The sequence below is a fragment of the Mesorhizobium sp. B2-4-1 genome, from assembly GCF_006442185.1.
Lineage (GTDB): Bacteria > Pseudomonadota > Alphaproteobacteria > Rhizobiales > Rhizobiaceae > Mesorhizobium.
On sequence record NZ_VFVN01000006.1, the window covers coordinates 404380 to 425256 of the forward strand.

At 63.6% G+C, this 20877-nt stretch carries 23 protein-coding genes, 1 pseudogene and 1 riboswitch; of the genes and pseudogenes, 17 read left to right on the forward strand and 7 right to left on the reverse strand.

Annotated elements, in window-relative coordinates; all coding sequences use genetic code 11:
* Positions 1-288: a DUF1778 domain-containing protein gene (locus FJ949_RS18380; protein ID WP_140498031.1), complete on the reverse strand. Its 288-nt coding sequence runs from the start codon at positions 286-288 to the stop codon at positions 1-3.
* A gap of 38 nt (positions 289-326) precedes the next feature.
* Positions 327-575: a hypothetical protein gene (locus tag FJ949_RS18385; RefSeq protein WP_140498033.1), complete on the reverse strand. Its 249-nt coding sequence runs from the start codon at positions 573-575 to the stop codon at positions 327-329.
* 227 nt (positions 576-802) lie between these two features.
* Here FJ949_RS18385 and FJ949_RS18390 point away from each other — a divergent pair, with 227 nt between their 5' ends.
* Both FJ949_RS18390 and FJ949_RS18395 read left to right on the forward strand, forming a co-directional pair.
* Entirely contained in the window at positions 803-2572 is a 1770-nt protein-coding gene (locus FJ949_RS18390; protein ID WP_140498035.1) for an acyl-CoA dehydrogenase, read from the forward strand.
* Between the two features lie 19 nt (positions 2573-2591).
* The gene (locus FJ949_RS18395; protein ID WP_140498037.1) at positions 2592-3341 is read left to right on the forward strand and encodes a crotonase/enoyl-CoA hydratase family protein; all 750 of its coding nucleotides are present in this window, start codon (positions 2592-2594) and stop codon (positions 3339-3341) included.
* A 140-nt stretch (positions 3342-3481) separates the two neighbouring features.
* On the opposite strand, the gene pdxH is transcribed toward FJ949_RS18395, so the two are convergent.
* Positions 3482-4099 carry a pyridoxamine 5'-phosphate oxidase gene (gene pdxH, locus FJ949_RS18400; RefSeq protein ID WP_140498039.1) on the reverse strand — a complete coding sequence of 206 codons (618 nt, stop codon included), beginning with the start codon at positions 4097-4099 and terminating at the stop codon, positions 3482-3484.
* 40 nt (positions 4100-4139) lie between these two features.
* Here pdxH and FJ949_RS18405 point away from each other — a divergent pair, with 40 nt between their 5' ends.
* The 4 genes from FJ949_RS18405 (at position 4140) to FJ949_RS18420 (ending at position 7211) form a co-directional block, all read left to right on the forward strand.
* Positions 4140-4601: an RT0821/Lpp0805 family surface protein gene (locus tag FJ949_RS18405; protein ID WP_140498041.1), complete on the forward strand. Its 462-nt coding sequence runs from the start codon at positions 4140-4142 to the stop codon at positions 4599-4601.
* 99 nt (positions 4602-4700) lie between these two features.
* A complete protein-coding gene (locus FJ949_RS18410; protein ID WP_140498043.1) occupies positions 4701-5648 on the forward strand; it encodes a DnaJ C-terminal domain-containing protein in 948 nt (315 codons plus the stop codon).
* Positions 5649-5753: 105 nt separating this feature from the next.
* Positions 5754-6572: an enoyl-ACP reductase FabI gene (fabI, locus tag FJ949_RS18415; RefSeq protein WP_140498045.1), complete on the forward strand. Its 819-nt coding sequence runs from the start codon at positions 5754-5756 to the stop codon at positions 6570-6572.
* Positions 6573-6623: 51 nt separating this feature from the next.
* Positions 6624-7211, forward strand: a complete 588-nt coding sequence (locus FJ949_RS18420; protein ID WP_140498047.1) for a histidine phosphatase family protein — start codon at positions 6624-6626, stop codon at positions 7209-7211.
* A 106-nt stretch (positions 7212-7317) separates the two neighbouring features.
* On the opposite strand, the gene FJ949_RS18425 is transcribed toward FJ949_RS18420, so the two are convergent.
* Positions 7318-7578, reverse strand: coding sequence for a DUF1344 domain-containing protein (locus tag FJ949_RS18425; protein WP_140498049.1), 261 nt, complete (start codon positions 7576-7578; stop codon positions 7318-7320).
* 182 nt (positions 7579-7760) lie between these two features.
* Between FJ949_RS18425 and aroC the strand changes: the two genes are divergently transcribed.
* Both aroC and ribB read left to right on the forward strand, forming a co-directional pair.
* On the forward strand, positions 7761-8882 hold the full coding sequence (gene aroC, locus FJ949_RS18430; RefSeq protein ID WP_140498051.1) for a chorismate synthase: 1122 nt from the start codon (positions 7761-7763) through the stop codon (positions 8880-8882).
* Between the two features lie 100 nt (positions 8883-8982).
* Positions 8983-10083, forward strand: coding sequence for a 3,4-dihydroxy-2-butanone-4-phosphate synthase (ribB, locus tag FJ949_RS18435; RefSeq protein WP_140498053.1), 1101 nt, complete (start codon positions 8983-8985; stop codon positions 10081-10083).
* A gap of 50 nt (positions 10084-10133) precedes the next feature.
* On the opposite strand, the gene FJ949_RS18440 is transcribed toward ribB, so the two are convergent.
* On the reverse strand, positions 10134-11357 hold the full coding sequence (locus FJ949_RS18440) for an MFS transporter (protein WP_140498056.1): 1224 nt from the start codon (positions 11355-11357) through the stop codon (positions 10134-10136).
* 120 nt (positions 11358-11477) lie between these two features.
* Between FJ949_RS18440 and FJ949_RS18445 the strand changes: the two genes are divergently transcribed.
* Positions 11478-12083, forward strand: coding sequence for a TetR/AcrR family transcriptional regulator (locus FJ949_RS18445; protein WP_140498058.1), 606 nt, complete (start codon positions 11478-11480; stop codon positions 12081-12083).
* Positions 12084-12126: 43 nt separating this feature from the next.
* Here the strand turns inward: FJ949_RS18445 and bluB are convergent, their stop codons facing one another.
* Positions 12127-12879, reverse strand: a complete 753-nt coding sequence (gene bluB, locus FJ949_RS18450; protein ID WP_140498060.1) for a 5,6-dimethylbenzimidazole synthase — start codon at positions 12877-12879, stop codon at positions 12127-12129.
* A gap of 48 nt (positions 12880-12927) precedes the next feature.
* A riboswitch (cobalamin riboswitch) is annotated at positions 12928-13108 on the reverse strand.
* Positions 13109-13229: 121 nt separating this feature from the next.
* Here bluB and FJ949_RS18455 point away from each other — a divergent pair.
* The 6 genes from FJ949_RS18455 to FJ949_RS18480 all read left to right on the forward strand — a co-directional run bounded on the left by FJ949_RS18455 (position 13230) and on the right by FJ949_RS18480 (position 18194).
* Positions 13230-14156 carry a histone deacetylase family protein gene (locus FJ949_RS18455; protein ID WP_140498062.1) on the forward strand — a complete coding sequence of 309 codons (927 nt, stop codon included), beginning with the start codon at positions 13230-13232 and terminating at the stop codon, positions 14154-14156.
* Between the two features lie 3 nt (positions 14157-14159).
* On the forward strand, positions 14160-14411 hold the full coding sequence (locus tag FJ949_RS18460; RefSeq protein ID WP_140498064.1) for an exodeoxyribonuclease VII small subunit: 252 nt from the start codon (positions 14160-14162) through the stop codon (positions 14409-14411).
* Positions 14412-14509: 98 nt separating this feature from the next.
* Complete coding sequence (locus FJ949_RS18465; protein ID WP_010914875.1) at positions 14510-14776, forward strand: DUF2277 domain-containing protein; 267 nt, start codon at positions 14510-14512, stop codon at positions 14774-14776.
* Positions 14777-14816: 40 nt separating this feature from the next.
* Positions 14817-15737, forward strand: a complete 921-nt coding sequence (locus FJ949_RS18470; RefSeq protein WP_140498066.1) for a pirin family protein — start codon at positions 14817-14819, stop codon at positions 15735-15737.
* A 77-nt stretch (positions 15738-15814) separates the two neighbouring features.
* A complete protein-coding gene (gene dxs, locus FJ949_RS18475) occupies positions 15815-17752 on the forward strand; it encodes a 1-deoxy-D-xylulose-5-phosphate synthase (RefSeq protein WP_181167185.1) in 1938 nt (645 codons plus the stop codon).
* A gap of 148 nt (positions 17753-17900) precedes the next feature.
* Positions 17901-18194: a hypothetical protein gene (locus FJ949_RS18480; RefSeq protein WP_140498068.1), complete on the forward strand. Its 294-nt coding sequence runs from the start codon at positions 17901-17903 to the stop codon at positions 18192-18194.
* A 25-nt stretch (positions 18195-18219) separates the two neighbouring features.
* Here FJ949_RS18480 and FJ949_RS18485 read toward each other — a convergent pair.
* Positions 18220-18623 (reverse strand): annotated as a pseudogene (locus FJ949_RS18485) (GFA family protein).
* A gap of 175 nt (positions 18624-18798) precedes the next feature.
* Between FJ949_RS18485 and FJ949_RS18490 the strand changes: the two are divergent.
* Positions 18799-19563 (forward strand): TlyA family RNA methyltransferase, encoded by a 765-nt coding sequence (locus FJ949_RS18490; RefSeq protein WP_140498070.1) that lies wholly within the window; start codon positions 18799-18801, stop codon positions 19561-19563.
* The gene (locus FJ949_RS18495) at positions 19560-20795 is read left to right on the forward strand and encodes a class I SAM-dependent RNA methyltransferase (protein WP_140498072.1); all 1236 of its coding nucleotides are present in this window, start codon (positions 19560-19562) and stop codon (positions 20793-20795) included. Before FJ949_RS18490 ends, FJ949_RS18495 begins: the two co-directional genes overlap by 4 nt.
* Positions 20796-20877: the final 82 nt, after the last annotated feature.

The window sequence follows — 20877 nt, forward strand, 5'->3', positions numbered from 1 at the left end:
TCACCGGGATTCGACGACAACTCGCTTGTAGGCGTCGGCGGCTTTGCGCAGCGCTTCATTAGGTTCGGGCGGATTGAGAATGGCCTCTACCAGAGCGAGCTGATCCTCGATGGACAGGCGGATGATAGCGATCTCCTCAATGGTGCGTTGTGCAGCTTCCTGCGCTGCGGAGACCACGAAGTCGCTGACGCTGCGGCCCTGGATTTCGGCGGCACGTTTCACCACACCCAGCATATCCGGGGATATCCGAGCTTCGAGACGGGAGGTACGGGTCAGTTGGTTTGTCATTTCGATCACCTCTAGCACGGTATGTACGGGAATACATATCAAGTGCGACGGTCAGCGCGGCCGAATGGCTGAACTTCAAACGGATCCGGCGCGGGCTGTTGCGGCAGCGTGCCTTCGGCCGCGCGTTTGCGATGATGGGCGAGCGAGCATTTCGGCGAGCACAATATACCGCGATCCGACCAATAGGCGGCGCCGTTTTCCAATTCACCGTGATAGTATGAGAACCCCGCCGCCCGGTAGGGCAGGCCGCACTCGATACAACGGTAGGCGTCAGGTCTGGCAAGCATGAGTTGGTTTCCAGTCGGCTGGTTCTGGTCTGTTGCCGGTCGATTTTGACCCGGCGTCCATCGCATTTAATACGAGCCGGCGCGATTACAAAATCAGCGTGACAAAATTTGACGTTTACGTAAAAAGAAGATGGGCGATCGCCCAAAGGCGAATACGGTGTGTGGCAAGCAGGTCCCACTCAGGTCCTAGGATCAGCCTGGCCGATGCATCAGGAGGAGCGAGCGGCATGTATCTGGCACCGGTCGAGGACATCGCGTTCACCCTCAAGCATGTGGCCGGCCTGAAGCCTGCCCTCGATGACGGCACGTTCGGCGATCTCGGCGAGGATCTCGTCGACGCCGTTCTTAGCGAGGCCGGCCGCTTCGCCACCGAAGAGGTCGCGCCGCTCTACAAGATCGGCGACGAGCACGGCGCGGTGCTGAAGGACGCGGCAGTGACCATGCCGCCGGGCTGGAAGGAACTTTATCGCCGCTGGATCGACGGCGGCTGGAACGCGCTCTCCGGCCCGGAAGGATATGGCGGGCAGGCGCTTCCGACCATGCTCGGCGTCGCCGCGCTCGAAATGTGGAATTCCGCCGCCATGGCCTTCGGCATTGGCCCGACGCTGACCATGGGTGCGGTCGAGGCGCTCGACAAGCACGCTTCGGAAGAGCTCAAGGCCAAGTATCTCGCAAAGCTCGTCTCCGGCGAGTGGATGAGCACGATGAACCTGACTGAGCCGCAGGCCGGCTCGGACCTCGCTGCCTTGCGCACGCGCGCCGAACCGGCCCGCGACGGCACCTACCGCATCTTCGGCCAGAAGATATTCATCACCTATGGCGAGCATGATCTCACCGACAATATCGTCCATCTGGTACTGGCGCGGCTGCCTGACGCGCCTGCGGGCACGCGCGGCATCTCGCTCTTCCTGGTGCCGAAATTCCTGGTCGGCGCGGACGGCTCGCCTGGCGCACGCAACGACGTCTTCTGTTCGGGCCTCGAGCACAAGCTCGGCATCCATGCCTCGCCGACCTGCACCATGATCTATGGCGACGGTTTTCAGGGCGCCAAGCCCGGCGCCATCGGATGGCTGATCGGCGAGGAGAACAAGGGGCTGGCCTGCATGTTCACCATGATGAACAATGCCCGCCTCGCCGTCGGCATGCAGGGCGTGGCGGTCGCGGAAGCCGCGACCCAGAAGGCGATTGCCTATGCCAATGAGCGCCGCCAGGGCAAGGCGGCGGATTACGCCGGTGCCGGCATGGCGCCGATCGTCCATCACCCCGACGTGCAGCGCAATCTCCTGACCATGAAGGCGCTGACGCAGATCGCGCGGGCGATCAGCTATTCCTGTGCCCATGCCATCGACCTGGCGCGCGTATCGTCTGGTGACCAGGCGGCGCATTGGCGCGACCGGGCCAACCTGTTGACGCCGCTTGCCAAGGCTTTTTCGACCGATATCGGCGTCGAGGTCGCCTCGCTTGGCGTCCAGGTCCATGGCGGCATGGGTTTCATCGAGGAGACGGGGGCTGCGGCACTCTATCGCGACGCCCGCATCGCGCCGATCTACGAGGGCACCAACGGCATCCAGGCGATCGATCTGGTGACCCGAAAACTGCCGCTCGGCGGCGGCGAGCATGTGCACGGCTTCATCGCCGAGCTTGCCGCTGTCGCCAGCGCCGTGCGGACATCGAATCTCGAAGGGTTTGGCCATACGGCCGATGCTCTCGACCGCGGGCTCGACGATCTGACGCAAGCGACACGTTTCCTGCAAAAACTGTCGGCCGATGGCCGGACTGGCGAGGCGCTTGCCGGCGCGACACCCTATCTCCGGCTGGTCTCGCTTGCAGCCGGCGGCGCCTACTTGGCGCGGGGCGCCCTTGCCGATCACGGCCGCGTCGCCCTTTGCCGCTTTTTCGCCGAAAACCTGCTCGGCGAGACAAGTGCCTTGAAGGAGCGCGTTGTCGACGGCGCCGCAAGCCTCGCCGCTGCCGGCAGGACATTGATTTCCGCCTGACGTTCACAAGGAAAGAACCGTGACAGACCATATCCTCGTCGAGCGCCAGGGCGCCATGCAGATCATCCGCATAAACCGCCCGGACAAGAAGAACGCGCTGACGCGCGCCATGTACGCCAAGATGTCGCAAACCTTGGCCGAAGGGGATGCGGATCCGGCAATTCGCGTCCATGTCTTTCTCGGCGTGCCCGGTGCCTTCTCCTCCGGCAACGACCTCGCCGATTTCATGGTCGTCGCCACTGGCGGCGAAGGCGGCACGGAAGTCTGGGATTTCCTGATGGCGCTGGCCAGGGTCGAAAAACCCATCGTCTCCGGTGTCGACGGCATCGCGGTCGGCATCGGCACCACGCTCAATTTGCACTGCGACCTGACCTTCGCCACGCCGCGCACCGTGTTCAGGACACCCTTCGTCGACCTCGGCCTTGTGCCCGAAGCGGGATCGAGCCTGCTGGCGCCGCGCATCCTGGGCCAGCAGGGCGCGTTCGCGCTGCTCGGCCTTGGCGAAGGCTTCTCGGCCGAACGCGCCAAGGCCGCTGGTCTGATCTACGAAGTTGTCGAGGAAGGAGCGCTGGAGGCGTCGGTTCTGGCGGCCGCCGGCCAGATCGCCGCCAAGCCGCCGCAGGCGCTCAGGATCGCGCGCGACCTGATGCGCGGCTCTCGCGAGGACCTCGTCGCCCGCATCAACGTGGAAAGCGAGCATTTTCGCGAGCGGCTGAAATCGGACGAAGCCCGCGCTGCACTGACGGCATTCATGACCAGAAAAAAATAGTTCGGCCCCCGCCTCCCTTAGATGGGGAGGTCGGCCCGCAGGGTCGGGTGGGGTGGAGCGCCGACCTATCCCGCGTGCCTCGGTCGCCACTGGCCAGCCCGGGCTAGGCGCAGTGAGGATGTCGGCGCTAGTTTACAAACTCAGGGATAAAGCCGCGTCTTCTCCCAACCGCCCCCGGCATTGCGCGAAAACACCACGCGGTCATGCAGCCGAAACGGTCTGTCGTGCCAGAACTCGATCGTCTTCGGCACGATGCGGAAACCCGACCAGTGTTTTGGGCGCGGAATCTCGCCGATGGCGTAGCGGGCCGTGTATTCGGCCACCGCCTTTTCCAGCGCGAACCGGCTTTCCAGCGGCCGCGACTGTTTCGAGGCCCAGGCGCCGATGCGGCTGCCGCGCGGCCGTGTCGCGTAATAGGCGTCGGCCTCGGCATCGCTGACGATCTCCACCGGCCCGCGCACGCGCACCTGGCGGCGCAGCGATTTCCAGTGGAAGCACATCGCCGCCTTCATGCTGCCTAGGATCTCCCGGCCCTTGGCGCTTTCGAAATTCGTGTAGAACACAAAGCCGCTCTCATCGAAGCCCTTGAGCAGCACCATCCGCACATCCGGCATGCCCTCGGCATCGACGGTTGCCAACGCCACGCCGTTGGGGTCGTTCATTTCGCTTTTGGTGGCATCGTCCAGCCATGCGGCAAAAAGGCGAAACGGCTCGGCGGCCTCGGTAAAGTCACCGCTTGTTAACTCAGTCTCACTCATAGTTTTTCTCAAATTTTCATCAAACAGGGGAGGTTGCCGATTGTCGCGTATCGCGCAAGCTTTTGACAGCAGGCAAGGCAGCCTATTTGCTTCAGCCAGCGCCAAAGCCGCGATCGTGATGATTGCCTTGCCGCTTGCCGCATGTGGCGCGGGCGGCTTCAGCCTGCAAAAAGCCGAGGTCGATCGCTCGATCCTGACCGGCAGCATTTCGGCTCCAGCCGCGTCGGCCGATTCGGACCGCGATTCCGACCAGACGACGATCGGCAACGCGGTGTCCTCCGCCGACATCGAGCAGCTCGGCGGTCAAGCCGTGCCGTGGGCCAATGCCGGTACGGGTTCGCGCGGCTCCATCACCGAACTGGCGGAATTGAAGGACGGGGGTCAGACCTGCCGCCGCTTCAAGGCTTCGCGCGAAAGCTTTGACGGCGTTGCCATGTTCGCGGGCGAACTTTGCCTGGCCAGCGCCGGCGGCTGGCGTATGCAGGACTTCAGGGCGCTTTGATCTTCCACCTCTGAAATAACGTCCAGCACTGGAATTTCTTCCTATGCGAGCGCATATAAGAGGCGACCATGGACTCACTCTTTCTCCAGGGCAGGAAGCATGCGCGACCCCTATGAGGTGCTGGGCGTTGCAAAGAACGCATCGGCCAAGGACATAAAATCGGCGTACCGCAAACTCGCCAAGAAGCATCATCCGGACCAGAATCCGAATGATCCCAAGGCGAAGGACCGTTTTGCCGCGGCCAATCAGGCCTATGAGATCGTCGGCGACGAGAAGACCCGTGCCGCTTTCGATCGCGGCGAGATCGACGCCGACGGCAAGCCGCGTTTCCAGGGCTTCGAGGGCGCCCCCGGTGGCGGTGACCCCTTCGGCGGTTTTCGCCGCCAGCAGCAGGGAGCCGGCGGTTCGCGATTCGAGTTCCGCTCCGGACGCCCTGGCGGCGATCCGTTCGATGGCAACAGCGATATCTTCAGCCAGATTTTTGGCGACGTCTTCTCCGGCTCGCGCGGCCCCGGCCAAAGCGGGGCAGGAATGGGTGACCGCCGCCAGCCGGCAACCGCCGCCGACCTCAATGTCACGCTCGACATTACCATCGAGGAGGCGGCGAACGCTGAAAAGGTCACGGCGATGTTCCCTGACGGCCGCAAGGTGGCGGTCAAGCTGCCGGCCTATGTCGAGGACGGGCAGACCATCCGGCTGAAGGGGCAGGGCGAGCAAGGGCCGGGCCAGCCCGGCGACGCGTTGGTCAAGATCCGCTTCCGCCGGCATCCGCGCTACCGCCTGGAGGGCCGCGACCTGCATGCCGATTTGCCGGTGGGGCTGGCCGATGCCGTGCTTGGCGCCAAGGTGGCCGTCGAAACGCCGACCGGCAAGCTCGCGGTCAACGTTCCCGCCTGGTCGAGTTCGGACAAGGTCCTGCGCCTGAAGGGCAGGGGCCTGCCGGAAAAGGCCGGCGGCCACGGTGATCTCTACGCCCATGTGCGCATCATGCTGCCAGAAGGCGGCGACAGCGCGCTCGAAGGGCTGTTGCGCAGCCAAAAAGGCTGATTGGCGGCTCTTGTCCCCGAACTGTCCCGTTTGAGCGCTTGAAGGGGCTCTGTGCCTGTGCGATAGGGCTCTCCACAAACAAGAAATCTTGCGGAGAGCACGCATATGGCGGGTGGACAGGGCCTGATGGCCGGCAAACGCGGCCTGATCCTCGGCGTCGCCAACAACAGGTCGATCGCCTACGGCATCGCCAAGGCATGCGTCGACCACGGCGCCGAGATCGCGCTGACCTATCAGGGTGAAGCGTTCAAGAAGCGGGTCGAGCCACTGGCTGCGGAACTCGGCGCCTTTGTCGCCGGCCATTGCGATGTGACCGATCCGGCGAGCCTCGACGAGGTTTTCGCCAATGTCGCCAATCATTGGGGCAAGCTCGACTTCCTCGTCCATGCCATCGCTTTTTCCGACAAGGACGAACTGACCGGCCGCTATGTCGAGACGACGCGCGATAATTTCCTGCGCACGATGGATATTTCGGTCTATTCCTTCACCACCATCGCCAAGCGCGCCGAGGCGCTGATGACCGATGGCGGTTCGCTTTTGACGCTGACCTATTACGGCGCCGAAAAGGTGATGCCGCATTACAACGTCATGGGCGTCGCCAAGGCCGCACTCGAGGCCAGCGTGCGTTACCTCGCCGTCGATCTCGGCGCCAAGAAGATCCGCGTCAACGCGATCTCGGCGGGCCCGATCAAGACGCTGGCCGCTTCCGGCATTGGTGACTTCCGCTACATCCTGAAGTGGAACGAGTACAATTCGCCGCTGAAGCAGACGGTCACCCAGGAAGAGGTCGGCGATTCCGGCGTCTATTTCCTGTCCGACCTGTCGCGCGGCGTCACCGGCGAAGTGCATCATGTCGATTCCGGCTATCACGTCGTCGGCATGAAGGCGGTCGACGCACCTGACATTTCGACAGTCAAGGATTAACTCCTCCGCCTATCCTCCGCCCAGGCCCTGGCCCGACCTCCGGAAGACCTGATGTACCCGCTGGTTTATATCGTGCGCCACGGCCAGACCGCGTGGAATGCCGAATTCCGGCTTCAGGGGCAGGCCGATACCGACATCAACGCGCTCGGCCGCGAGCAGGCGAGCGCAAACGGGCATCGGCTGGCTGACCTGATCTCCAATCCCGCAGAGTTCGATTTCGTCGCCAGCCCGATGCGGCGCACGCGCGAGACCATGGAGCGCATTCGCGCCGCCATGAAGCTCGACCCGGCTGCCTATGGGACCGACCCCCGCCTTGTTGAAGTGAATTTCGGCGACTGGCAGGGTTTCACCTTTGCCGAGCTGGAGACGCAATTTCCGGGTGCGAGCAGGACGCGTGCGCTGGACAAATGGAACTTTCAGCCGCCGGGCAAAGATGCCGAGAGCTACCAGATGCTGCTCGAACGGGTAAAGCCGTGGTTCGACGCGCTCGAGCGCCAGACAGTCTGCGTGACGCATGGCGGCGTCATGCGCACCTTGTTTCGCTTCGTGCTTGACATGGCCGAGGATGATGCGGCGAAGCTGGCGATACCGCAGGACCGCGTGCTCAAGCTGGAAGGCGACAGCCTGGGGTGGCTTTAGGCACCTGGCACGATCCAGGAAGGCTCATGCAGGCTGTCGGTTGCGGGGTGCATAAAACGGCTGTAACGGCTCAACAAACGCCGAACAGCCGATTTGCATTGGAAGCCTAGTCGGAGTCGCTGTCAGGCAACTGCATATCGGTGACCACGTTTTCGCCATTGGTCACGTCATAGGCGATGACGATGTCCATGCCGGGCTTCAGCGCGTCGAGATCGGTTTCCGCGTTCAGCTTGTAGGATTTGCCGTCGTCCAGCGTCAGGGTCAGCGCGTCCTTGTCGATCTTCTTGATCAGGCCTTCGGTCTGCCCGGCGAAAGCGGCGGTGCAAAGCAGGAATGTGGCGGCAACAGCGCCAATCAGGGTACGCATCATCGTCCTCTTTGGTATTGCGCCGGCATGGGTAGCGGCGGATCCTCAACGGCGAATGGAGCAGAGCAGAAACCAATCGAATGTGTCAAAACTAAATCCGAAGATCACGGTTTGACCCCTGTGGAAAACGCCAATAGAAGGCAGGCTTCAGTCGGCTCCGATGCCGGGCAGGGCACTTTGCGATGTCTCACAACACGTTCGGCCATCTTTTCCGCGTCACCACCTGGGGCGAAAGCCATGGGGCCGCATTGGGCTGCGTGGTCGACGGCTGCCCACCCGGCATCCGCTTCACGCGTGACGAAATCCAGGCCGAACTCGACAAGCGCCGGCCCGGCCAGTCGCGCTTCGTCACGCAGCGCCGTGAGCCTGACGAAGTGAAGGTGCTGTCGGGCTTCATCCTTGACGATGACGGCGAGACGATGATCGCGACAGGTACGCCGATCTCCATGCTGATCGAGAATGTCGACCAGCGCTCGAAGGACTATGGAGAGATCGCCCGCCAGTACAGGCCGGGCCATGCGGACTACACCTATGACGTCAAATACGGCGTGCGCGACTATCGCGGCGGCGGCCGATCCTCGGCGCGCGAGACCGCGGCTCGGGTCGCCGCCGGAGCCCTCGCCCGCAAGGTCGTGCCGGGCATGGTGGTGCGCGGTGCACTGGTATCGATGGGCGAGAAGTCGATCGACCGCGCCAACTGGAACTGGAATTTCATTGACGACGCGGACAATCCGTTCTTCACGCCGGATCCGGCGTCCGTTCCCGTTTTCACGAGCTATCTCGACGGCATCCGCAAGGCGGGTTCCTCCGTCGGCGCCGTGATCGAGATCGTCGCCGACGGCGTTCCGGCCGGCCTCGGCGCGCCGATCTACGCAAAGCTCGACCAGGATATCGCGTCAGGCCTGATGTCGATCAACGCCGTCAAGGGCGTCGAGATCGGCAACGGCTTCGAGGCCGCCCGCATCACCGGCGAACAGAATGCCGACGAGATGCGCATCGGCAATGACGGCCAGCCGGTGTTCCTGTCCAACAATGCCGGCGGCATCCTTGGCGGCATCTCGACCGGCCAGGCGATCATCGCCCGCTTCGCCGTCAAGCCGACGTCTTCAATCCTGACGCCCCGGAAGTCGATCGACAAGGACGGCAACGACGTCGAAGTGATGACCAAGGGTCGCCATGATCCGTGTGTGGGCATTCGCGCCGTACCGATCGGCGAGGCGATGGTTGCCTGCGCAATCGCCGACCATTATCTGCGGCACCGAGGACAGACAGGCAAGGAAGGCAGTAGGGCAGTAGGGCAGTAGGGCAGTATGTTAAGCTGCCCGCGAGACGAGCAATTTTTCCTTTCCCCTACCGCCTTACCGCCCTATTCCCCTACTCCCTTGCGAGCGAAGCGAGCATTCCATGTCTTACGACCAGAAGAAGATCGTCGAAGCAATCCGGGCCTTCGAGCGCGGCGAGATCGTCGTCGTCATGGATGATGACGGGCGCGAGAACGAGGGCGACCTGATCGTCGCCGCCGTCCATTGCACGCCGGAAAAGATGGCCTTCATCGTGCGCAACACTTCGGGCATCGTCTGCACGCCGATGCCGCGCGAGGAGGCCAAGCGCCTCAACCTTGCGCCGATGGTCGCCGACAATGATTCGGCGCACACCACCGCCTTCACGGTTAGCGTCGATTTCAAGCACGGCACCACGACTGGCATTTCAGCTGACGACCGCACGCTGACCGTGCGCAATCTCGCCAACGGCAATGTCGGCGCCTCCGATTTCGTCCGCCCCGGCCACATCTTCCCGCTCATCGCGCGCGAAGGCGGCGTGCTTATGCGTTCGGGCCATACCGAGGCGGCCGTCGATCTGTGCAAGCTCGCCGGCCTGCCGCCGATCGGCGTGATCTCGGAACTGGTCAATGATGACGGCACCGTCAAGCGCGGCCCGCAGGTCGCGGCTTTTGCCGAGGAGCACGGCCTCAAGCAGGTCTCGGTCGCCGACCTCATCGCCTATCGGCAACGCAAGGAAACACTGGTCGAACGCGTGGCATGCTCCGAGATCGACACGCTCGGCGGCAAGGCGCAAGTCTTCACCTACACGCTGCCCTGGGATTCCATGCATCATGTCGCCGTCGTCTTCGGCGACATCCGCGACGGGGAAGAGGTGCCTGTGCGTCTGCACTCCGAGGACGTGGTGACCGACGTCTTCGGCACCAGCCACCGGCTGGACGCCATCATGAAGGCGATGGGCGAGCGCAAGCGCGGCGTCATCGTCTATCTGCGCGAGGGCTCGGTCGGTGTCGCCCACCAGGAGCGCAACCGGCCGGCGAGCGGCGACGGGGAGGACCACGAAGAGGCGCGCCGCCGCGAGAATGAATGGCGCGAGATCGGGCTCGGTGCTCAGATCCTGAAGGATCTCGGCATTTCCTCGATCAATTTGATCGCCTCGCGCGAGCGCCACTATGTCGGCCTCGAAGGTTTTGGCATCCACATCGCCAAGACCGAGATTCTCTAGATTCGACGGCGGCAATAGCGTCCGATCCGCTGAACCGGACGCGTCATGGTTCATTCCGCGGCAGCGACGGCCGCTTCACACCCATCCAACTCGCATTTGTGAGTGGCAAGACTGCGCTGGCCGAGCAGCACCGTGACCAGCGCGATGCCGCCCGCGACCACCGAGACCCAGAACCCGTTCTGGGCGCCGAACGCATCCACCACCGCGCCGGCGGCGAAAGAGCCCAGCGCCATGCCGATGCCGATTCCCGTTGTCACCCAGGTAATGCCCTCGGTCAGCATCGCTTCCGGCACATGCCGTTCGATCAGGCCGAATGCCGTGATGAAAGTCGGCGAGATCGCCACGCCGCTGATGAAGACGGTCAGCGCCAAAATCGGCACGCTGTCGGCGGTGAGCGGCAAAATCGTGCTGACTGCGATGATGGCGACCGCGACGGTCAGCTGGCGCTGTAGCGGCGTCTTGAGGTTGAGCGCGCCGACCACGATGCCCAACACGAACGATCCCAGCGCATAGACGCCGATCACCAGGCTTGCGGCACCGGCTTGGCCGAACTCCTTGGTGATCGCCACCGTGCTCACTTCCGTCGTCGCGAAGGTCGCGCCGATGAAGATCAGGGCGAAGGTGATGATCTGTACCGGCCGCAGGCGGATTGCCGAGCCAGTCGAACCATGGTCCACCGGCCGCACTTTCGGCTCCGTCGATCGCTGCAGGATGAATGCTATCGAGCCCAAAGCGAGAAACAACGTGCTCGCCAGCATGCCTGCTTCCGGAAACAGCGCCGCACTGAGGCCCACCGACAGCGACGCGCCGGCGATATAGACCAGTTCGTCGGCCGCCGATTCGAAGGCGAAGGCTGTGTTCATCTCCGGCCGGCCGCGAAAAAGCTCGGTCCAGCGCGCGCGCACCATTGCCGGCATGCTGGGCATGGCCGCTGCCAGCAGCGCCGACACGAACGATGTCCATACCGGCCAATCCTGGTTGGCCGACGCAATCAGCAGCAGGAATGCCAGCACGGAGATGATGGTGGTGGGCACGACGATCCATGTCTGGCCGAGGCGGTCGACCAGCCTGGAGATCTGCGGCGCCAGGAAAGCGTTGGCCAGCGCGAATGTCGCCGAGACGGCACCCGCCAGCCAGTATTCGCCACGCGTCTGCGACAGCATCGCCACGATGCCGATCGGCGCCATGGCGATCGGCAGGCGCGCCATGAAGCCTGCAGCGGCAAAGCCCTTGGCGCCAGGGGCTCGAAAGATCTCGGAATAGGGGTTCTGCATGGTCCGTTCCTCGACAAAAGGCGATTCGGAAATTACATACGACGCGTATGAATACTAAATAGATCATACGTCGCGTATGTCAATTGGCATACGTGACGTATGTGGATAAGGCCAGAAGAGATGCACAAGCCCCGCAGGGAAATGATCGCCGAAACGCGCGCCAAATTGATTGCCGCGGCCCGGCATGCGTTCGGAACGATTGGTTATGCCGAGGCATCGATGGATGATTTCACCGCATCGGCCGGGCTGACGCGCGGTGCGCTCTATCATCATTTCGGGGACAAGAAGGGGCTTTTGCAGGCGGTTATCGCCGAGATAGACGCCGAGATGGCGGCACGAGTGAATGAGGTTGCAGCGAAAGCACCGACCCGCTGGCAAAGCTTCGTCGACGAATGCACGAGCTACATCGAAATGGCGCTGGAGCCGGAAATCCAGCGCATCATGTTTCGGGACGGTCCGGCCGTGCTGGGGGATCCCGCGCAATGGCCGAACGCCAATGCCTGCGTCGCGTCGATGACCGATCACCTGACGACGCTGCAGGGCGACGGGGTGGTTGTCCCGGGCGTAGACCCCGAGACCGCGGCACGGCTGATCAACGGGGCGAGCAGCCAGGCGGCGCAGCGGATCGCCAATTCGAACGACCCGGAAGCGACGTCGAAGACCGTGGTGGCGGCATTCAAGCAACTGCTCGAAGGATTGTTGAGGAAGGATGCCGGAGCCGCCTGACGACGGCAGGCCGCCGGCAGCTCTGGGCATGCCGTATCGGCAATCAAATCAAGAGTTTGTCAGACTTTTCGCATGTTGCCGCCTTGAGGCGTGCGATCGTTGATTTGAGCGGAACTTCGCCCTGTCCGCAAAACGTCTCGCTCATGATCAGCTCGGGCAGCGGCAGCCGCCGCCCCCAGCCATGTGTTTCGAGGTCCGGTTTCGGCGCGAACTCCGAGACACGGCCGACACAGAGATAGGCCACCGGCGTCACATGCTCGGGAATCGACAGAAGGCCTTTCAACGCCTGCGCCTCGATAATGCTGACCCAGCCGACGCCGACGCCTTCGGCGCGCGCCGCCAGCCAGAAATTCTGCACCGCGCAGACCGTGCTGTAGAGATCCATCTCGGGATTGTGCCAGCGTCCCAGCGGCGAACCCTGTGAGCGTCGGCGGTCGCAGGTGATACAGATATTGAGCGCGCTTTCGCAGATGCCTTCCAGCTTGAGCTTGCGGTAGAGCGCCCGCCGCTCTTCCTCGATCGCCGGCAATTCCTGCTCGCGCGCCGCGAGGAACAGGTCGCGCACCTGTTCCCGTCGTTCGGTGCCACGAATGACGATGAAATTCCATGGCTGCATGAAGCCGACCGATGGCGCGTGATGGGCGGCAAGCAGCAGCCGCGCCAAGACCTCGTCGTCTACGGCCTCTGATGTAAAATGGCTGCGGACATCGCGCCGCGTGAACATGGCGCGGTAGACCGCATCGCGCGCCATCTGGTCGAATCCGTCACCCACGGGGATGGTCATATTGTCCGGCATCGCTTGTCCCCTTGCGATTGCAATCAACTGCCGTCCGCCTGACCATGCGGATGACGATGCCTGCCAGGCCGGTCTTCTGGCTCGGGATCAACCCGCATCCGGCGCCTTCCCGTCATCGACAGTGGCATTTACCGGCGCGGTCCCCCTTACAGCGTTGGGCACGCCACGGTATCAAACCGTGTTCCCGATTCTCCCGCTCGCGGCGGGCACCAGGCAGTGGCCGGGACTTTACGACGAAGCCCCTGCGCCGCCAATCCCCGCGGCGACGCGAATGGACGCAGGCGCGATTTTCCCCAGCCATCAGGCCGCAATGCATGGCCATCGCCGCGCCGGGGCACTAGATAGGGAGCATGGCCACTCGTCTCTACACCCATCCGATCTTCCTCGAGCACATCACGCCACCCGGCCATCCGGAGCGGCCGGACCGCTTGCGCGCCATTGAGCGCGTGCTCGACGACGAGGCTTTTGCCGCGCTCGACCGCCTCGAGGCGCCACAAGGCGATGAGGTCACCATTCTCTACGCGCATCCCGAGGATTTCGTCGAGCGGGTACGCGCCGCCATTCCCGAGACGGGCATCGCCCGCATCGATGCCGACACAACGGCCAGCCCGAAGAGCTGGCAGGCGGCGATCACCGCGATCGGAGCCGCCAACGCCGCCGTCGACGACGTCTTTGCCGGCAGGGCAGACAACGTTTTCGTCGCCGCCCGGCCGCCCGGCCATCATGCCGAGAAAGCGACCGCGATGGGCTTCTGCCTGTTCAACACGGCGGCCATCGCCGCACGTTATGCACAGCGCAAACACGATATCGAACGTGTCGCCATCGTCGACTGGGACGTGCATCACGGCAACGGCACGCAGGATGTTTTCTGGGACGATCCGTCCGTGCTTTATTGCTCGACGCACCAGATGCCGCTCTACCCCGGCACCGGAGCAAAGAACGAAACCGGCGCCGGCAACATCGTCAACGCGCCGCTTGCGCCGCAGACCGGCAGCGAGGCGTTCCGCGATGCCTTCCTGTCGCGCGTGCTGCCCTCGCTCGACAATTTTGCACCCGACCTGATCATTATTTCGGCCGGCTTCGATGCGCATCATCGCGACCCGCTGGCCGAGATCAACCTGACCGAGGATGATTTCGACTGGGCGACCGGCCAACTCATGCAGCGCGCGGCGCGCCACAGCGGCAACCGGCTCGTCAGCCTGCTCGAGGGCGGCTACGATCTGCAAGGATTGGCATTTTCGGTCGCCGCCCATGTCGGGCGACTGATGAAAGGATGAATGATGGCTGGTGAAACCAACGAAGACGTCAAGGCGATGAGCTTCGAACAGGCTCTCGACGCGCTGGAGAAGATCGTCGATGATCTGGAGCGTGGCGATGTGCCGCTCGACCAGTCCATTAGGATCTACGAGCGCGGCGAGGCGCTGAAGGTGCATTGCGACCGGCTGCTGAAGGCGGCCGAGGACAAGGTGGAGAAGATCAGGCTGTCCCGCGACGGCAAGCCGGTCGGGACGGAGCCGCTGGACGCGGATTGAGGCACGCAGCCGTCTCTCTGGTTTTTGACATGATCATGATTGAGGATAGAACGCGTCCCGATTGAAACGGCTCCAGGACAAGAGGAGATACGGAAGCGATGTGCAGAAACATCAAGACCCTGTTCAATTTTGATCCGCCGGCGACCAACGACGAGGTGCGCGATGCAGCCCTTCAATTCGTTCGCAAGCTGAGCGGAACGACGCGGCCTTCGAAGCAGAACCAGCACGCATTCGACCATGCCGTCGAGGCCATCGCGGCGTCGGCGCGCGAGCTTCTCGATTCGCTTGAAACCAACCAGCATCCGCGCAATCGCGAGGAGGTTGCGGCCAAGCTGCGGGCGAAGGCGGCGATCCGCTTTGCCTGATCTGGCCAAAGCAGCCATCGGCCGCTGACAAGGAGAGTTCATGAGCTTCTTTCCCGGGAAGGATCCTGAAGCCGGCGATGCCTTTGCCAGCGACCAGATCGAATTGATGGTCATTCCGAACGCCAAGGACATTGGCGGTTTTCAGGTTCGCCGCGCCTTGCCGACTGCCAAAAGGCGGCTGGTCGGTCCCTTCATCTTCTTCGACCGCATGGGCCCGGCCATCCTGCGTGCCGGTCAGGCGCTCGACGTCCGGCCGCATCCTCATATCGGCCTGTCGACGGTCACCTACCTGTTCGACGGCAGGATCAGGCATCGCGATTCGCTCGGCACCGAGATGGTGATCGAGCCGGGTGACGTGAACCTGATGACCGCCGGCCGCGGCATCGTCCATTCGGAGCGCACGCCGGAAGAACTGCGCGGCGCGCCGATGTCGATCTCGGGGCTGCAGACATGGTTGGCGCTGCCGGACGGCAAGGAGGAAGTGGCGCCGGTTTTCGAAAACACCGCTGTCGCGCGGCTTCCCGACATCGACGCGGAAGGCGTCAGCGGCCGCATCGTTATAGGCGATTTCCAGGGGCTGCGTTCCCCGGTGCGAGCCGATTCCGAGACGCTCTACGCCGACCTCAGGCTGGCGCCCGGCGCCAGCGTGAAAATCCCTGCTGACGCGGAAGAACGCGCCATCTATACGCTGGAAGGCGAGGTCTCGATTTCCGGCGACGTGTTTCCGGCGGAACGGCTTCTGGTGTTCCGGCCCGGCGACGAGATCGTCGTATCCTCACAGGCTGGTGCCCATTTCATGCTTTTCGGCGGTGCCTCGCTGGGCTCGAAGCGCTACATCTGGTGGAATTTTGTCTCGTCCTCCAAGGAGCGCATCGAACAGGCCAAGCAAGAATGGAAGACCGGCCGCTTCGACATCGTTCCCGGCGATGAGGAAGAGTTCATTCCACTGCCGGAAGGCTGAGGAAGTCGACGACGGGGCGTGCCTTTCGCGTCATTTGGCAGGCATTTACTTTCGCCTGCCGGCGGCCTATCCCGCGCATGAACAGAAGCTTGGGCCTACCCGTGAACGCAACGCCGCATACGCCGCTTCTCGACAAGGTCCGCATCCCGGCCGAGCTGCGCACGCTTTCCGAAAGCGAATTGCCGCAACTGGCATCGGAGCTTCGCCTCGAACTGATCGACGCGGTGTCGCGCACCGGCGGTCATCTCGGCGCCGGGCTTGGCGTGGTCGAACTGACCGTGGCGCTGCACTATGTCTTCAACACGCCCGATGACCGGTTGATCTGGGATGTCGGCCACCAGGCCTATCCGCACAAGATCCTGACCGGGCGCCGCGATCGCATCCGCACCCTGCGGCAGGAGGGCGGCCTCTCCGGCTTCACCCGCCGCACCGAAAGCGAATACGATCCGTTTGGCGCCGCCCACTCCTCGACGTCGATATCGGCCGGCCTCGGCATGGCGGCGGCCCGCGATCTTGCCGGCGGCCGCAACAATGTCATCGCTGTCATCGGCGACGGCGCCATGTCGGCCGGCATGGCCTACGAGGCGATGAACAATGCCGGTGCGCTCGACGCCCGCCTGATCGTCATCCTCAACGACAACGACATGTCGATCGCCCCGCCGACCGGCGCCATGAGCGCCTATCTGGCGCGCCTGGCCTCTGGCAAGGCCTATGTCGGCCTGCGCGACTTCGGCAAGAAACTGACCTCGTATCTTGGCAAGCGTGCCGACCGTGCCATCACTAGGGCGGTCGAGCATGCGCGCGGCTACGTCACCGGCGGCACGCTGTTCGAGGAGCTCGGCTTCTACCACATCGGTCCGATCGACGGTCACAATCTGGACCATCTGATCCCGGTGCTGAAAAATGTCCGTGACAATGGCAAGGGCCCCGTGCTGATCCATGTCGTCACCCAGAAGGGCAAGGGCTACGCGCCGGCCGAGGCCGCGGCCGACAAATATCACGGCGTCAACAAGTTCGACGTCATCACCGGCGCTCAGGCCAAGGCCCCGGCCAACGCGCCGGCCTATACCAAGGTGTTCGCCGAAAGCCTGATCCGGGAGGCCCAGGAGGACGAGCGCATCGTCGCCGTCACCGCCGCTATGCCGGGCGGCACCGGGCTTGATCTGTTCGGCGAAGTGTTTCCGGCCAGGACCTTCGACGTCGGCATCGCCGAACAGCATGCGGTGACGTTCGCGGCCGGCCTCGCGACCGAAGGCTACAAGCCGTTCGCGGCGATCTATTCGACCTTCTTGCAACGTGCCTACGATCAGGTCGTGCACGACGTGGCGATCCAGAAATTGCCGGTGCGCTTCCCCATCGATCGCGCCGGCTTCGTCGGAGCCGACGGCGCCACCCATTGCGGCGCCTTCGACACCACCTTCCTGGCCTCCCTGCCGGGCTTCGTCGTCATGGCGGCGGCCGACGAGGCGGAACTGCGCCACATGGTGCGCACTGCGGCAACCTACGATGACGGCCCGATCGCCTTCCGCTATCCGCGCGGCAATGGCGTCGGCGTCGACATGCCCGATCGCGGCTCGGTGCTCGAAATCGGCAAGGGCCGCATCATCAGGGAAGGCGGCAAGGTGGCACTCCTCTCCTTCGGCACGCGCTTGCAGGATTGCCTGATCGCGGCCGAGGAGCTGGGCGCGGCCGGGCTGTCGACCACCGTCGCCGATGCGCGCTTCGCGAAGCCGCTCGACGAGGACCTGATCCGACGGCTGGCCCGCTCGCACGAGGTTCTGGTCACGGTGGAGGAGGGCGCCGTCGGCGGCTTCGCCAGTCACGTTTTGCAGTTCCTCGCCCATGAGGGCCTGCTGGAAAGCGGCCTGAAAGTGCGCCCGCTTGTGCTACCGGACGTGTTTGCCGACCACGCCAAGCCGGAAAAGATGTATGCCGATGCCGGTCTCGATGCCGCCGGCATCGTCCATACGGTTTTCACCGCCCTCGGGCAGGCGGCCCACGCCCAGCGCGCCTGACTCGACACATCAAGCGCTTGAATCGGTTTGCCGGCTCGATGTCGTAACGCATTGTTGACATTGCGGTTTGGCGTTTTGCTTACCGTGTCTCTTGCCCGTTTTTCAACGGCACGCTGCTAGGTTCTGGCCAGGCAGGGAGACAACAACAGTGAAGACGCTTCTGTGGGGCATGGCGATCCTGACCGCCATCGCAGCGCCGGCCATCGCCGGAACGCGCTACGACCGCAATCTCGAGAAGGCGGCCGTGGATATAGTCGCCAGCAGGATGGGGCATATCAGGGGCGGCTTCTCCTACAAGCAGCTGCCGCAGCTTGTTGTCCCGCCGGACGCCGCATCGGCATCCGCCGCGCCAGTCGAGCGCCCGCGCAGGGAAGTTGCCCGCGATCGGGATGACGGCCTGTCTCCCGCCGTCGAACGGCAGGCTCCCCGCACCATCTTCTGATCTCGCCCAAATCAAACCACCCAAATCAAAACCACATGTCGCGCACGCAGCGGCCATCGCGCGGCAGATCGTCGTAGGTCTCGAGACCGTCGAAATGGTCGATCGGCAGGTCGGCCACGGCTTCCGGCGGCGCAAGCCTTACATTGACGGCGATCCGCGTGCGACCGGACTCGGCTGAGCGCAAACCGCGCCAGGCAAGCACGCACGCACATGTCGGGCAGAACAGGATCTCGAGCGTGGGTTCGGCCTTGCCGGCACGTTTATAGCTTTTTATCGGCCCCACGACGCGGATACGTTCATCGACAAAGTCGTAGGCCCAGAGCGCGCCGTAACGTCGGCACAGCGTGCAGTTGCAAGCGGTGATCGGCCCGGGATGATCGCCCTTCAAGGTCCGTGGGCCGCACCGCAATGGCAGGTTCCCGTAAGCATCCGTCCTCCTTCGCCTTCGGCAGCAAAACGGCGTTTCTTCCTTATCATCGTGGCCGACCTGATGCGATATGCGACTGGCCGCGAGCGGCTCTCTGCGGTCGCTGCCCTGCGGCGATGTTGCTTCTCCTGCTCCAATCTCCTTGCCTTCGCCGCCGGCTTTCGCCAAGGAAGACCGATGAATTTTCCCCGGCCAGCCAGCACGCGCCAGCGGCTCGACGATCTGCTCGTAGCGCGTGGGCTGTTTTCCAGCCGCTCGCGTGCACGTGACGCGATCGAACGTGGTACGGTAACTGTTGATGGCGTCATTGGCCGCAAGCCGGGTCAGGCCGTGCAACCGGAATGCGTCATCGCCGTTAATGACCCGGCCCAAGGCTATGTCTCACGCGCGGCGCTGAAGCTGATCGCCGGGCTCGACCATTTCGGCCTCGATCCGGCCGGCTGTGAGGCGCTCGACATCGGCGCCTCGACCGGCGGATTCACCCAGGTCCTGCTCGAACGCGGCGCGACCCATGTCACGGCGATCGATGTCGGTCACGGACAGATGCATGCTGATATCGGCAAGGACGCGCGCGTGACGGTCATCGAGGGGCTGAACGCCCGCGATCTCTCAACCGCCGATCTTGGCGGCCGGAGTCCGGACTTCATAGTCTCCGACGTCAGTTTCATTTCACTGAAACTGGCCCTGCCGCCTGCGCTTGCCATCGCCAAGCCGGGTGCCGCAGCGATGTTTCTGGTCAAGCCGCAGTTCGAGGCGGGTCGCGAGGCGATCGGCAAGGGCGGCCTGCTGAAAGACCCCTATCATGCCGCCCGTGTCGCCGGCTTGCTGCAGGATTGGCTGGATGCCGTGCCCGGCTGGCGCTCGCTCGGCTTGCATCTGTCGCCAATCGAGGGCGGTGACGGCAATCGCGAATTCCTGCTTGGTGGGGTCAAGGACCGATGAGCGCACGCTTCACCATCAAAAAGCTTGGCGCCCAGGGAGATGGCATCGCCGACACCGAAAGCGGCGATCTGTTCATTCCTTTCACGCTGCCAGGCGAGGTCGTCACCGCGGCGCGTGAAAGGGATCGCGCCACGCTGATGGCGCTGATCGAGGCCTCGCCCCTGCGCATCGAACCCGCCTGCCGACATTTCGGCGAGTGCGGCGGCTGCGCCCTCCAGCATTTGGAGGCGCAAGCCTATCAGCAGTGGAAGCGCGAGAAGGTCGTGCATGCGCTGAGAGGCATCGATTGCGAAATAGGCGGTCTGGTCGCCTGCGCGCCGCACACGCGCCGCCGCGTCGTGCTCGCCGCCAGGCGCACCGAAACAGGCATGCTGCTCGGCTTCAATCGCCATCTGTCGCCGGAAATCATTTCCATCTCCGAATGCCCGATCTCGCTGCCTGGGATCGTCAGCGCGCTCGACGGCTTGAGGGCACTCGCCGAATTGATCTGCGCCACCCCGAAATCGTTTCGCATGGCGGTCACAGTGACGGATTCCGGCCTCGACGTGGCGGTGCATGAATCGGGCAAGCTCGGCGAAAACCAGCGCCGCATCGCCGCCAATTTTGTCATTGCGCAGGGCTTTGCCAGACTGTCCATCGATGACGAGATCATCATCGAGCCGAAGAAGCCTGTCGTCATGTTCGGCAGCGTTGCCGTCGCGGTGCCGCCGGGCGCCTTCCTGCAGGCGACGGAGGCAGCCGAACGGACCATGGCCGATATCGTCGGCGGACATCTGAAACGTGCCAAAAAAATTGCCGATCTCTTCGCCGGCTGCGGCAGCTTCGCCCTGCGGTTGGCCGCGAGATCGGAAGTGCATGCGGTGGAGGGCGATGCGGCCGCACTTTCGGCGCTCGATCGGGGTTCACGCTTCGCCACCGGCCTGAAACGCGTGACCGGCGAGCGCCGAGACCTGTTCCGCCGTCCGCTGACGTTCAAGGAGTTAAACGCCTTTGATGGCGTTGTCTTCGATCCGCCCCGCGCGGGCGCGGAGGATCAGTCGAAGCAGATCGCCCGCTCGGATGTTCCATTCGTTGCCGCGGTCTCCTGCAACCCGGTGACGCTCGCGCGGGATTTGCGCATCCTCATCGACGGCGGCTACGCGGTGAAAAGCGTGACGCCGATCGATCAGTTTCTGTGGTCGCCCCATGTCGAGGCTGTTGCCTTGCTGGAGAAGCCGCGGAAAAGACGTTAGGCGCTTAGAGCATTTCCTATTTTGGGAGAATCGTAGGATTCCCAAAACCGGATGTTTGTGATTCAAGATGCTGGCTGGATTG